This window comes from Leucobacter salsicius M1-8 (genome assembly GCF_000350525.1).
In the GTDB taxonomy this organism is placed as follows: domain Bacteria; phylum Actinomycetota; class Actinomycetes; order Actinomycetales; family Microbacteriaceae; genus Leucobacter; species Leucobacter salsicius.
On sequence record NZ_AOCN01000022.1, the window covers coordinates 321360 to 334595 of the forward strand.

A 13236-nucleotide genomic window follows, 5' to 3' on the forward strand; every position below is an offset into this window, starting at 1 on the left:
CATGGACGAGACCACGCAAGACATTCACAAGGGCCTCGCGGGTGTTGTTGTCGACTACACCGCGATCTCGAAGGTCAACCCCGAAACCAACAGCCTGCTGTATCGGGGCTACCCGGTGCAGGAGCTGGCGGCGAGCCAACCTTTCGAGGCCGTCGCCTACCTGCTGTGGTGGGGGGAGTTGCCGACGCCCGAGAAGCTCGCCGAGTTCCAGCGGCGGGAGCGCGCGCTGCGCCCGCTCGACGCGCGCACGGTCGCACTGCTCGACACGATGCCGGTGACGGCGCACCCGATGGACATCGTGCGCACCGCGGTCAGCCAGCTCGGTACATTCGACGACACGCTCGACCGGCCAGGCGGCTGGACGGACCAGACCCTCGACCTGGGGCGTTCGATGTATTTGTTCGCGCAGTTGCCCACCCTTGTGGCGGCGGTGCAGCGGCGCAGGCGGGGGCTCGCGCTCATCGAACCGCGCGACGACCTCGACTACTCGGCCAACTTCCTCTGGATGACCTTTGGTGAGCTGCCATCGCAGGCTGCCATCGACGTGTTTCGAGTATCGATGGTGCTCTACGCCGAGCATTCGTTCAACGCCTCGACATTCACCGCGCGCGTGATCGCCTCGACCACCTCCGACCTGTACTCGGCAGTCGTGGGCGGAATCGGCGCGCTCAAGGGGCCGCTGCACGGCGGCGCAAACGAAGCCGTGATGCACATCATGACCGAGATCGGTTCGGCCGACCGCGTGGGTCCCTGGCTGGACCAGGCGCTCGCCGAGAAGCGAAAGATCATGGGTTTTGGGCACCGCGTCTACAAGCACGGCGACTCGCGGGTACCTACAATGAAGGCGGCGCTCGACGTGCTGCTCAAGGAGTCGGGCCGCGACGACCTCGCCGCGCTCTACACGGAACTCGAGCGCGAGTTCGTGTCTCGCAAGGGCATCTACCCCAACCTCGACTACCCGTCGGGCCCCGCCTACCACCTGCTCGGCTTCGACACCGAGATCTTCACGCCGCTGTTCATTGCCTCGCGTGTCACTGGCTGGACGGCGCACATCATGGAGCAGGCAGCGTCGAACGCTCTGATCAGGCCGTTGTCGGCCTACAGCGGTGTGGATGAGCGGCACGTCGACGGGGCGTGACGCACGATAGCGTTGGGGCAGAACGGACTGCCGTCAGAGAGGACCGACATGACTGACTACACCAGCATCATTACCGAAACGCGAGGCCGCGTCGCGACCATCACCCTGAACCGCCCCGAGGCGCTCAACGCGCTGAACGGTGAGCTGGTGCGGGAGCTCATCGAGGCGGCGCTCGCATTCGACGCAGACCCCGAGATCGGTGCGATCGTGATTACCGGATCGGAGCGCGCGTTCGCCGCGGGCGCCGACATCAAGGAGATGGCCGAGTTGGGCTACTCCGACATGTACCTCGGTGGCCCGTTTCCGTCTTGGGGCGGATTCGAGCGCCTGCGCACCCCCGTGATCGCAGCGGTTTCGGGCTTCGCGCTCGGCGGTGGCTGCGAGCTCGCGATGATGTGCGACATCATTCTGGCGGCCGACACCGCAAAGTTTGGGCAGCCCGAGATTAACCTCGGCGTGCTGCCGGGCTTCGGCGGATCGCAGCGGCTACCGCGCGCGATCGGCAAGTACAAGGCGGCCGAGATGGTGCTCACGGGGCGCATGATGGGTGCCGAGGAGGCCGAACGCTCGGGCCTCGTGTCGCGCGTCGTGCCGGCGGCCGAGCTGCTCGTGGAGGCCGCAAAGGTTGCCGACACGATTGCCTCGAAGTCGCTGCCCGCGGTGTACGCCGCGAAGGATGCGCTGCAGGCAGCGCAAGAAATGCCGCTGAGCGAGGGGCTGCGCTTCGAACGTCAGGCCTTCGCCGCGTCGTTCGCAACGGAGGACCAGAAGGAGGGCATGCGCGCCTTCGCCGAGAAGCGCGCTGCTGATTTTAAGCACCGGTAGGCGTGGTCCGGTCGGTCACGCGGCGGTTCAAGTGATATCGAAATAACGAGTCCATACGGTAATCGCGTAATTATCGTGTGGACTCGTCATTTCGGTATCCCCGGTGCCATATTGATCCGGATCTTGACCCGTCGCACCCAATGGCTTGGCGCGGCCCGTAGCTCGCCCATCGAGCCCCGGGTTCTATCCTTACGGCGCTGAAGTGCCAGAATAGGGAGAGTTGCGTGTGCGCGGGCCGCTTGAGAGCCCGCGAGAACGAAGGGTGTGTCGATGACTTACAGCGTTGCGGTTGCGGGAGCCTCGGGGTACGCGGGAGGCGAGCTGCTGCGACTGCTCGCGGCCCATCCCGAGTTCGAGATCAAGACGGTGACCGGGCACTCCAGCGCGGGGCACCCGCTCATCGAGTCGCAGCCGCACCTGCGATCGCTCGCGCACCTGACGCTCGGGGCCACGACCCCCGAGGTGCTCGACGGCCACGACATCGTGTTCTTCGCGCTGCCCCATGGCGCCTCGGGCGCGCTCACCGCGCAGCTCAAGAACGTGCGCCTCGCGGTCGACTGCGGGGCCGATCACCGCCTCGAATCGAGTGACGACTGGGCCGCGTTCTACGGCGGCGAACACCACGAAGCGTGGAGCTACGGCGTGCCCGAGCTCCTTCGATCCGGATCAGCGCAGCCCGCATCGGGCGCAGCGGGAGCGCAGCACAAGCAGCGCGACCTGCTCGTAGGCGCGACCCACATCGCGGCCCCGGGCTGCAACGCGTCGACCGTCGCGCTCTCGCTTGCCCCCGGCATCGCGGCCGGTGTGATCGAGGCCGAGGACATCGTCTCGGTGCTCGCGGTCGGCCCCTCGGGAGCGGGCAAGGCAGCGAAGACCCACCTGCTCGGTGCCGAGCTGATGGGCACCGCCAACCCCTACGCAGTCGGCGGTACGCACCGCCACATCCCCGAGATCCAGCAGGGACTGCGCAACGCCGGCGCCCGGGTCGATCCGACAATCAGCTTCACGCCCGTGCTCGTGCCCATGAGTCGCGGCATCCTCGCGACCTCGACCGCGCGGCTCACCCCCGGCACGACCGCCGCACAGGTGCGCGCCGCGTGGGAAGAGGCCTACGCCGACGAACCCTTCGTGCACGTGCTGCCCGAGGGCGTGTACCCGCGCACCGCCGACACCCTGGGGGCGAACACCTGCCTCATGGGTGTCGCCGTCGATGAGGCCGCGGGCCGCGTGGTCGTCGTCGCGGCGCTCGACAACCTCGCCAAGGGCACGGCCGGTGCCGCGATCCAGTCGGCGAACATCGCGCTCGGCCTGCCCGAGACCACGGGGCTCGGCGTCAACGGCGTCGCGCCGTAAGGAACCCCGGGGCCGCGGGCCCCGATCCGGCACCGCCGCCCCGAAGAACAGCACCCTCGCAGCATTCAGAGAAAGAAGCATCGTGACCGTCACCACCCCGAAGGGCTTCCGCTCGGCAGGCATCGCCGTCGGCCTCAAGAGCACCGGCAAGCCCGACCTCGCGCTCGTCGTCAACGATGGGCCCGCCCCCGCGAGCGCGGTGGTATTCACCACGAACCGCGCGCAGGCCAACCCCATTCTCTGGAGCCGCAAGGTTGCCCAGAACGGCCCCGCTCGCGCGATCGTCTTGAACTCGGGGGGCGCCAACTGCTTTACGGGTGATTTCGGATATGAGACGACGCGCCTCACCGCAGAGGCCGTCGCGCGCGAGCTCGACGGGTCGGTGGATGGCGCAGAAAACGTGCTCGTGTGCTCGACCGGCCTCATCGGCACGGGCGACCAGGCGTTCCGCGACAAGATCGTGCTGAACGTCCCGCAGCTTACCGCCGCGCTCGCCGCAGACGACACGACCGCTCCCGCAGCGATCCTCACGACCGACACGGTCGAGAAGACCGCCCTGCACGAGGGGACGGGCTGGACGATTGGCGCCATGGCCAAGGGGGCCGGCATGCTAGCCCCCGGGCTCGCGACGATGCTCGTCGTGATCACGACCGACGCGGTGCTCGATGACGCAGCACTCGACCGCGCGCTGCGCGGCGCGACCGGGTCGAGCTTTGACCGCCTCGACTCCGATGGCTGCATGTCGACCAACGACCAGGTCACCCTGCTCGCGAGCGGCGCCTCGGGCGTGACGCCCGACGAAGCCGAGTTCGCGGCGGCCGTCGCCGACGTGTGCAGCAGCCTCGCGGCGCAGCTGCAGGCCGATGCCGAGGGCGCAAGCCACAACATCGACATTGAGGTGTTGGGCGCTGCGAGCGTCGCAGACGCCGTCGAGGTGGGCCGGTCGGTGGCCCGCAACAACCTGTTCAAGACCGCCATCTTTGGCAACGATCCCAACTGGGGCCGCGTGCTCGCCGCAATCGGCACCACCGAGGCAGCCTTCGACCCGTACCAGGTTGACGTTTCGTTCAATGGTGTGCGTCTGTGCCACGCGGGTGCCCCCGACCGCCCCGTCACCGACTGTGACCTCACGCCGCGTCGCACACACGTCGAGATCAACCTGTTCGCCGGTGACGCCACCGCGACGATTCGCACGAACGACCTCACCAAGGAGTACGTGCACGAAAACAGCGCGTACTCGAGCTAGGAGCGGCATGAGCACCACTACCCACACCCTGGATCACGCCGAGGCGAAGGCCAAAGCGCAGGTTCTCATTGAGTCGCTGCCGTGGCTGAAAAAGTTTCGTGACCGCATCATGGTCATCAAGTTTGGCGGCAACGCGATGGTCGACGAAGCGCTGCTCAAAGCGTTCGCCGAAGACGTCGTCTACCTGCGGCACACGGGCATTCGCCCGGTCATCGTGCACGGCGGCGGCCCGCAGATCAATGCGATGCTCGCACGGCTCGGCATCGAGAGTGAGTTCAAGGGTGGCTACCGGGTCACTACTCCCGAGGCGATGGACGTCGTACGCATGGTGCTCACTGGCAAGGTGAACCCCGAGCTCATCGACGAGATCAATGCTCACGGCCCGCTCGCCGCGGGCACGACGGGGGAGGACGCGGGGCTCTTCGTGGGCCGCCGTCGCGACCCGATCTTGGTCGACGGCGAGATGGTCGACCTCGGCCTTGTGGGCGACGTCGTCGACGTGCGCGTCGAACCGGTGCTCGCGCTGCTCGATGCCGGGCTCATTCCCGTGGTCTCGTCGATCGCGCCCGACCGCGATCGCCCGGGTGACTCCCTCAACGTGAATGCCGACGCGGCGGCTGGCGCGCTCGCGGCAGCGCTGGGAGCTGAGAAGCTCGTCATTCTTACCGACGTCGCGGGGCTCTACGCCAACTGGCCCGACCGCGACTCGCTCGTCTCGTCGCTCAGCACGGCCGAGCTCGAGGACATGCTGCCGAGCCTCGAATCGGGCATGATTCCGAAGATGCGCGCGTGCCTCGACGCGGTGCGCGGGGGCGTTTCGAAGGCGGCCATCATCGATGGCCGCGAACCGCACTCGGTGCTGCTCGAGATCTTCACGGAGCACGGCATCGGCACGGAAGTCACGCCCTAGCGGCAGCGCTGTAGTCAGCACGGGTCGGGGCAGAACGCTTGGGGGCCGGATCGAGGGGGCTTGCGGCCGAGTGGGCCGCGCTCACCGACCGGCGCCCAGGCGCCGCCCGGCTCGTGCTGCTTGGCGCGGCGGGCGGCCTGCTGCTGTCCCCGGTGTTAGCGGTGCTGAAATTTGGAGCGCCCCCGTGGTTGCACACCCCGCTGGCGGGTATCGTCGCGATGGCGGTCGCGCTGGCCATTTTTGGGGGCTGCACGGTATGGCTCTGCCTCACCGATGTGCGCGAGCGACGCCTGCCGAACCCGGTCGTCGCGCTCGCCACGCTCGGGCTCGTGCTGCCGCTCGCCGCGGTCTCACTCGTGTGGGGCAGTGCCGCCCGGCTGGGCTGGAGCCTCGCGGCGACTGCCGCCCTCACCGGGGTCATGCTGTTCGCCTGGTGGTGTGCCCCGAACTCGGTCGGCGGGGGCGACGTGAAACTCACGCCTGCGGCGGCCTTTCTCGCCGTATGGGCGGATCCGGTGGCCGGTCCGGTGGCATTCGCACTGCTCGTCTGTGGCGCGCTCGCCCTCACGGGAGTCGTCGCGCTGATGCGGCGCCGGTCGAGTGTGCCGCTCGGCCCGATCCTGCTCGGTGCGAGCTGGGCCGCCGCGGTCGTGGCGGTCGTGGTCGCCAGTAATGGGTTGTTGACCGGGGCTTAAGTAGCGTCCGTATCGCATTGCAGGGCATCGCACAAGACTTGTAAGGCCCGCCGACGTGCGCGTAGCCTCGCAATCAGAGGCGCCGACGCTTCACCGCGCAAGCTCCACCCGCGCGCAGCCAAGTGACGTCGCCCGAGGGGCACGGCTCAGGGAGCCGTGCCTGCGACTACGCAGTATCGGATGAATGGAGTGCAGGATGAGTTCTCAGCGATTCACTTCTTACCGGACGAGCGGGGCGAAGCGTGCTTTGCGAGCGGCAGCGGGGGTTGCCGCTGCTGCGCTTCTGATCACCGGATGTTCCTCTGGCGGCGGTGATTCCGGCGGTGGCGATGCGTCGTCGGGTGATCAGGCGCTCGCTGGTGAAACGTTGGAGGTCGCGGCGGCCTGGTCTGGTGACGAGCAGAAGAACTTCGAGGCCGTGTTGAAGGCGTTTGAAGACGAGACCGGCGCCAAGGTCAACTACACGAGCTTCGGCGACAACGGCCCCACGTACATCAGCGGTCAGCTTGAGGGTGGTGCGCCGCCCAACGTCGCTATCGTCGGGCAGCCTGCGCTGATGCAGTCGCTCGCAAAGGACGGCAGCATCGTGGCGGTCGACCAGTCGGTGGCCGACACCGTGGGCGAAAACTACTCGAAGTCGTGGGTTGACCTCGGCACGGTCGATGGCGACCTCTACGGTGTGTGGTTTAAGGCGGCCAACAAGTCGACCGTTTGGTACAACGCCGACATTTACGATGAGGTCGGTGCCACCGCGCCCAAGGACTGGGACGGATTCCTCGACCAGATGAAGCTGGTGACGGATGCGGGATTCTACGGTGTGTCAGTCGGCGCAGACGTGGGCTGGCCGCTGACGGACTGGTTCGAGAACGTGTACCTGCGTACCGCCGGGGCCGAGAAGTATGACCAGCTCACCAATCACGAGATCCCCTGGACCGACGACTCGGTGAAGGAGGCCCTGAAGGTGCTCGCAAGCCTGTGGGGCACCGATCTGGTGCAGCCGGGCGGCGATCAACGGGACTTCCCGACCAGCGTGACCGAGGTATTTGGGGCCGACCCGAAGGCCTCGACGGTGTACGAGGGGGACTTCGTCGCGGGTAACATTACGGCCGATGGAAACTCAGTCGTCGGCGAGAACGCCCTGTTCTTCGACTTCCCGTCCATCAACGGATCGGGTCCCTCGGTGGTGGGCGGCGGTGACGTCGCGATTCAGTTCGATGATGGCGCGGCCACGACCTCGCTCATGAACTTCCTCGCGTCTCCCGAATCGGCCGACGTGTGGGTGCCGCTAGGAGGCCTCACCTCGCCCAACAACTCGGTCGACACGGCCCTGTACCCTGACGACACCGCACGCCAGATTGCCGAAGCGCTCACCGGCGCCGAGGATTTCAGGTTCGACATGTCTGACCTCACCCCGAGTGCGTTTGGTGGCACCCCCGGTCAGGGCTTTTGGCAGGAGATGATCAAGTTCTACCAGGATCCCTCCGACATTGACGGCACGGCGGATCGGCTCGAAGCGGCAGCCGTGGCGGCGTACTAGCAGCGCCATGAGCCGCACCCAAACCGTTCCCATCGCTGTTCGCGGCCGTGCACGCAGCGTGCACGGCCGCGGCCGGTGGGGGCGTTGGCTCGTCATCGCCTCGTTTCTGGGCCCCGCAATCGTGTTTCTCGGGGCCTTCGTTGCGTATCCCATCGTCTATACGGTGGTGCGTTCCTTCTATGACAAGGGAGGCACCGCGTTCGTGGGGTGGAACAACTACGTCACGATGTTCACCAACGACACGACGTTCACGGCCATTCGGAACAACCTCATGTGGGTGCTGGTCGCGCCCGTCACGGTCACCATCATCGGCCTGATTCTGGCGGTGCTGGTCGAGAAGCTGGGATGGAAGACCGCGTTTCGGCTCATCGTGTTCATGCCGATGGCGATCTCCATGCTCGCCGCGGGAGTGATCTTTCGCGGCATGTTTCAGGAGAGCCCGCAGCTCGGCGTCGTCAACGCCGCAATCGTGGGTGCCCAGAGCGTCTTTAGCGACACCGCCAGCTACCCCGGGGCCAAACCCAGACCAGACCAGGGGCTCGAGGTTGACGGTGGCATTGTGTTTGGTACGGCGGCTGTCACGGCTGGCGGCGCTCAGAACTTTCCGCTCACTGGGATCAAGCAGAGCGAGGTACCGGATCAGGCGAGCGATGCCACGCCCGCCCCGCAGGCCGGGGATACGCAGATCACCGGCACCGTGTTCCTCGACGTGGTGCGCGGCGGCGGCGGCACCGACGGTGCGCTCGAACCGGGGAAGAAGGGGCTCCCGGGAGTGCGCGTCGACGCCGTGGCCGAGGACGGCTCGATCCGGGGCTACGCGACGACCGGCGCCGGTGGTGAGTATGTCATCGAGGGCCTCACCGCGGGGGAGTCCTACCGCGTGGCGCTGCCCGCCTCGAACTTTAGCTCTGGCCCGCAGGGGGTCTCGTGGCTCAGCTCAACGTTCATCAACGTCGTCGTCATCATGTCGTACATCTGGATCTGGGCCGGGTTCGCTATGGTGATGATCGCTTCGGGGCTCTCTGCCATTGACCGGTCACTGCAGGAGGCGGCCCGCACCGATGGCGCCAACGAGTGGCAGGTGTTTAGCCGCATCACGGCGCCGCTTCTGTCGCCGGTGCTCGTCGTCGTGCTCGTCACGCTCATCATCAACGTGCTCAAGATCTTTGACCTGGTCTACGTGATTCCGCCGGGCGCGTCCAAACCCGCCGCGAACGTGATTGCGGTCGAGATGTGGACGGTCTCCTTCGGTGGAGGAGCCAACCAGGGCCTCGGGTCCGCGCTGGCGATCTTGCTGCTGGTGCTCGTGCTGCCGTCGATGATTATCAACGTGCGCAGGTTTAAGGAGGAGCGGAGGCGATGACACTTCAGAAACGCTCGGTCAGTGCCCGCATCGCGGGCGCTGCGAGCCGGGGCTTCGTAAACATCGTGTTGGCGCTCGTGGCCGTGTTCTGGCTCGTGCCCACTCTCGGGCTGCTGCTCACGTCATTTCGCAGCGGCGCCGACAACGCTTCGAGCGGGTGGTGGACAGTGCTGACGAAGCCGGCAGAGCTCACCCTCCAGAATTACGCCAACCTGCTGCAGAACCCCACGATCACGGGCTCGTTCTGGAACACGATCGTCATCGCGGTCCCCGCCACGATTCTCGTGGTCCTGATCGGGGCGCTCGCGGCGTACGCGTTCGCCTGGCTGCACTTTCCGGGTCGAGACTGGCTGTTTATCGCCGTGATCGTGCTGCTGGCAGTGCCCGTGCAGGTCGCCCTGATTCCGCTCGCCAGGCTTTTTGGCTCGCTCGGTATCTTCGGCAGTGTGCTCGGCGTGGTTCTGTTTCACACCGCCTTCGGGTTGCCCTTTGCGATATTTCTGCTGCGCAACTTCTTTACGCAAGTGCCCGACGAGCTACTCGAGGCCGCTCGCATCGATGGGGCCCCCGAGTGGGTCATCTTTGGCCGCATCATGCTGCCGCTCGCGCTGCCCGCGATAGCGTCGCTCGCCATCTTCCAGTTTCTGTGGACCTGGAACGACATGCTCGTGGCGCTGATCTTCACGAACTCGGAGTCTCAACCGTTGACCGTGGCGATTCAATCGCAGTTGCGGCAGTTCGGTGCGAACATCGACGTGCTCTCGGCTGGGGCGTTCCTGTCAATGATCGTTCCACTCATCGTGTTCTTCGCGTTTCAGCGTTACTTTGTGAATGCCATGCTCGCTGGATCTCAAAAATGACTTCAGGAGGACCTTCTGTGATTGACCGGTTTGATGCCCACCTCTTCGATCTCGACGGGGTCATTACGCCCACGGTCGTGCTGCACCGGCGCGCTTGGCGTGAGACCTTTAATGAACTCTTCAACACGCTTGGGCTCGCACCGTATCGGGAGGACGAGTACTTCTCGTACCTCGACGGTCTGCCCAGGTTCGCGGGGGTTGCGACGCTGCTCGCCGCCCGCGGCATCGAGCTCCCCGACGGCGAGCCGGGAGACACCGGCCTGCACAGCATCATGGGGCTGGGTAACCTGAAGAACGAGCGGTTCGGTGCGGTGCTCGAGCGCGACGGCATCGAGGCGTACCCCGGCTCGCTCGTGCTGCTGCATCAGCTCGCCCTGGCCGGCAAGCCTCTTGGCATTGTCTCGAGCTCTCGCAACGCCGAGCAGGTGTTGCGTGCCGCAGGCATCCACGAGCGTTTCGGCGCCATCGTTGACGGTGAACGGGCCGCCGCCGAGGGACTGCCGGGCAAGCCCTCGCCCGACACGTTCGTGAGAGGGGCCGAGCTGCTCGGCTTCGCGCCGGCTCAGATCGTGGTGTACGAGGACGCAGAATCGGGGGTTACGGCCGCCCGTGCGGGCAACTTCGGTCTCGTCGTCGGGGTGGATCGCGGGGCCGGCCGGTCTGCGCTCGAACGCGCGGGCGCCCACGTCGTCGTCGCCGATCTCGAGGAGCTTGCAGCATGAATGCGGAGACCTTTGGGGGCCCGATCAATGAGCTGAGGCGCGATTTTGGGGACGATCCGTGGCGGCTCGTGCTGCACGGTATTGATCCGGATCTCGCGGGCCAAGATGAAACCCTGCTTGCGCTCGGCAACGGGTATCTCGGGGTGCGTGGCAACCATGAGGAGGGGCTGCCGCTGGGCAGCCACGGCACGTTCATTAACGGGTTTCATGAGACCTGGCAGATTCAGCACGCTGAGAATGCCTACGGGTTTGCGGAGCAGGGGCAGACGATCATCAATGCCCCCGACGCGAAGACCATCCGCATCTACGTCGACGATGAGCGGCTCAACCTGCGGTCGGCCGACATCCTCGACGTCACTCGCATTCTCGATCTCCGCTCGGGCACGCTGACCCGCTCGCTGCTGTGGCTGACGCCGACTGGCAAACGGGTGCGGGTCGAGACCCGACGCATGGTGTCGTTTGCCTCCCGGCACCTCATGACCCTGGAGATGCGGATCACCGTGCTCGACGCCGACGCGGAGCTGACGGTCTCGAGCTTGCTCATCAACCGGCATGATCTGGGGCGCGTGCGCACCGAGCAGCCCGAGCCAGCAGAGGGCATCACGGATCCGCGCAAGAGCGAGCACCTCACCGAGCGAATTCTGCACGCCGGCCCCGCCGAGCATGTGGGCGACCGGAGCATCGTGAGCTACCGGGCGGCCATGTCGGGGATCGGGCTCGGCGTGGGCGTTGACCACGAGTTTGACCCCGGGGATCCCGTGGAGGCGGACGCCTGGCGGCGCAGTGTTGAGCGTGCGCCGGATCGTGTGCGGCACGTGTTTCAGGGGGTGGCGCGCGCGGGCGCCACTGTAAAACTGGTGAAGACGGTGGCCTACCATTCCTCGGACACAGCCGCCCTGTCGGAGCTCGTCGATCGATGCGCGCACACGCTGGCGCAGGCGCGAGCCGAGGATCCCGAGCACCGGTGGGACGCCCAGCGGAAGTTCCTCGATGACTTCTGGGACCGTAGCGACGTGCGTGTTGACGCCGAGCCGGGCATCCAGCAGGCGGTGCGCTGGAACCTCTTCCAGCTTGCTCAGGCCTCGGCTCGGGCCGATGGGCGGGGCATAGCGGCGAAGGGGCTGAGCGGCTCGGGATACAGCGGGCACTATTTCTGGGATTCAGAGATCTACGTGCTTCCGTTTCTCACGTATACGACGCCGTTGTGGGCGCGCAACGCACTGCGCTCGCGCGAGCAGATGCTGCCGCTTGCTCGAAAGCGGGCGACGACGCTCAACGAAGACGGGGCACTGTTTCCCTGGCGCACGATTAACGGTGAGGAAGCGAGCGCCTACTATGCGGCGGGTACCGCGCAGTACCACATCAACGCCGACATCACCTTCGCGCTCGCACGATACATCGCAGCGACAGAGGACCTCGAATACCTCGTGACGGGGGCCTGCGACATTGCGATTGAAACGGCCCGGTTGTGGCACTCGCTCGGCTTCTGGCGCACTGACCCGGGCGGCGAAGCCAAGTTTCACATCCACGGCGTCACCGGACCCGATGAGTACACGACGGTTGTGAACGACAACCTGTTCACCAATACGATGGCGCGGTTTAACCTGCGCTACGCGGCCGAGGTCGTGCGGAGCCTGGCGGCGGAAGCGCCCGAGGCCTATGCGCTGCTCGCGACGAGGCTCGGTATTGAAACGTTCGAGGTGTCAGATTGGGAGGAAGCCGCGCGTGGAATGTCCATTCCCTACTCAGATGAACGCCGCATTCATCCGCAGGACGCCCACTTCCTCGAGCGCGAGGTGTGGGACCTCGCGGCGACGCCGCCCGAGCAGAAGCCACTGCTGCTGCATTTTCACCCGCTCGTGATCTACCGATTCCAGGTGTTGAAGCAGGCCGATGTTGTGCTTGCACTGCTGCTCGCGAGCGACGAGTTTGGGCGAGCTGAGAAGCAGCGTGACTTTGAATACTATGACGCCCTCACCACGGGGGACTCGACCCTGTCGGGGGTGGTGCAGTCCATCATGGCCGCCGAGGTGGGCTACCCCGACCTGGCCTACCGATACTTCGATCATTCGCTCCGTGTCGATCTCGACGACCTGCATCACAACTCGGCGGACGGCGTGCATGTTGCGTCGACGGGCGGGGTCTGGATGATGCTGGTGCAGGGATTCGCGGGAATGCGCGATGCGGGCCGAAAGCTCGCCTTTGACCCGAGGCTGCCGCAGCACTGGAACGCCCTGGAGTTCTCGCTCGCGTGGCGTGGCGCGCGGCTGCGGGTGACGCTGACGCGGGAGTACATCGAGTTTGCCGTGCGCAGCGGCGACGCTGCAGTGACGGTGGAGGTGCGCGGGGAGCCCGTGCAGGTCGCGCCTGGTGCGCCCGTATCGGTTCGACTCGCCGACCACGGGCCCAACCTCGGTCCGTTCACGGGACTGTCTGCTGGCATGCTGCCCCGCGAGGGGGACACCGGAGTGATTGCGACGCTCATGCCCGAGGTGCCCGCCGTAACCACCGTGATTCCGACGCGCCACCCCGGGAGGTCAGGCTCGGAGGAGCGCCAAGAGTAGGATGGACGAGCGCGCGGATAAGG

Annotated in this window: 11 protein-coding genes; all 11 read left to right on the top strand. The window is 66.2% G+C overall.

Annotated features, from left to right (window positions below):
* Position 1 precedes the first annotated feature (1 nt).
* The 11 genes from C795_RS0110570 (at position 2) to C795_RS0110620 (ending at position 13213) form a co-directional block, all read left to right on the top strand.
* The gene (locus C795_RS0110570; RefSeq protein WP_017793732.1) at positions 2-1138 is read left to right on the top strand and encodes a bifunctional 2-methylcitrate synthase/citrate synthase; all 1137 of its coding nucleotides are present in this window, start codon (positions 2-4) and stop codon (positions 1136-1138) included.
* A gap of 48 nt (positions 1139-1186) precedes the next feature.
* Positions 1187-1963 (top strand): enoyl-CoA hydratase, encoded by a 777-nt coding sequence (locus tag C795_RS0110575; RefSeq protein ID WP_017793733.1) that lies wholly within the window; start codon positions 1187-1189, stop codon positions 1961-1963.
* Positions 1964-2233: 270 nt separating this feature from the next.
* Entirely contained in the window at positions 2234-3316 is a 1083-nt protein-coding gene (argC, locus tag C795_RS0110580; protein ID WP_026139605.1) for an N-acetyl-gamma-glutamyl-phosphate reductase, read from the top strand.
* A gap of 82 nt (positions 3317-3398) precedes the next feature.
* A complete protein-coding gene (gene argJ / locus C795_RS0110585; RefSeq protein WP_017793735.1) occupies positions 3399-4562 on the top strand; it encodes a bifunctional glutamate N-acetyltransferase/amino-acid acetyltransferase ArgJ in 1164 nt (387 codons plus the stop codon).
* A gap of 7 nt (positions 4563-4569) precedes the next feature.
* Positions 4570-5472 carry an acetylglutamate kinase gene (gene argB, locus C795_RS0110590; protein WP_017793736.1) on the top strand — a complete coding sequence of 301 codons (903 nt, stop codon included), beginning with the start codon at positions 4570-4572 and terminating at the stop codon, positions 5470-5472.
* Positions 5473-5510: 38 nt separating this feature from the next.
* A complete protein-coding gene (locus C795_RS16650; RefSeq protein WP_017793737.1) occupies positions 5511-6167 on the top strand; it encodes a prepilin peptidase in 657 nt (218 codons plus the stop codon).
* Positions 6168-6363: 196 nt separating this feature from the next.
* Positions 6364-7704, top strand: coding sequence for an ABC transporter substrate-binding protein (locus C795_RS0110600; protein WP_017793738.1), 1341 nt, complete (start codon positions 6364-6366; stop codon positions 7702-7704).
* 7 nt (positions 7705-7711) lie between these two features.
* On the top strand, positions 7712-9067 hold the full coding sequence (locus C795_RS0110605; protein WP_017793739.1) for an ABC transporter permease: 1356 nt from the start codon (positions 7712-7714) through the stop codon (positions 9065-9067).
* Entirely contained in the window at positions 9064-9927 is an 864-nt protein-coding gene (locus tag C795_RS0110610) for a carbohydrate ABC transporter permease (protein ID WP_017793740.1), read from the top strand. The genes C795_RS0110605 and C795_RS0110610 overlap by 4 nt, the downstream gene beginning before the upstream one ends.
* 17 nt (positions 9928-9944) lie before the next feature.
* Positions 9945-10649 (top strand): HAD family hydrolase, encoded by a 705-nt coding sequence (locus tag C795_RS0110615; RefSeq protein WP_017793741.1) that lies wholly within the window; start codon positions 9945-9947, stop codon positions 10647-10649.
* Positions 10646-13213, top strand: coding sequence for a glycoside hydrolase family 65 protein (locus tag C795_RS0110620; RefSeq protein ID WP_017793742.1), 2568 nt, complete (start codon positions 10646-10648; stop codon positions 13211-13213). The genes C795_RS0110615 and C795_RS0110620 overlap by 4 nt, the downstream gene beginning before the upstream one ends.
* Positions 13214-13236 lie beyond the last annotated feature (23 nt).

Bases quoted from the DNA above. Each gene is read 5' to 3' on its own strand.
- C795_RS0110570 (WP_017793732.1), top strand. From the start codon at position 2: ATGGACGAGACCACGCAAGACATTCACAAGGGCCTCGCGGGTGTTGTT.
- C795_RS0110575 (WP_017793733.1), top strand. From the start codon at position 1,187: ATGACTGACTACACCAGCATCATTACCGAAACGCGAGGCCGCGTCGCG.
- argC (WP_026139605.1), top strand. From the start codon at position 2,234: ATGACTTACAGCGTTGCGGTTGCGGGAGCCTCGGGGTACGCGGGAGGC.
- argB (WP_017793736.1), top strand. From the start codon at position 4,570: ATGAGCACCACTACCCACACCCTGGATCACGCCGAGGCGAAGGCCAAA.
- C795_RS0110600 (WP_017793738.1), top strand. From the start codon at position 6,364: ATGAGTTCTCAGCGATTCACTTCTTACCGGACGAGCGGGGCGAAGCGT.
- C795_RS0110605 (WP_017793739.1), top strand. From the start codon at position 7,712: ATGAGCCGCACCCAAACCGTTCCCATCGCTGTTCGCGGCCGTGCACGC.
- C795_RS0110610 (WP_017793740.1), top strand. From the start codon at position 9,064: ATGACACTTCAGAAACGCTCGGTCAGTGCCCGCATCGCGGGCGCTGCG.
- C795_RS0110620 (WP_017793742.1), top strand. From the start codon at position 10,646: ATGAATGCGGAGACCTTTGGGGGCCCGATCAATGAGCTGAGGCGCGAT.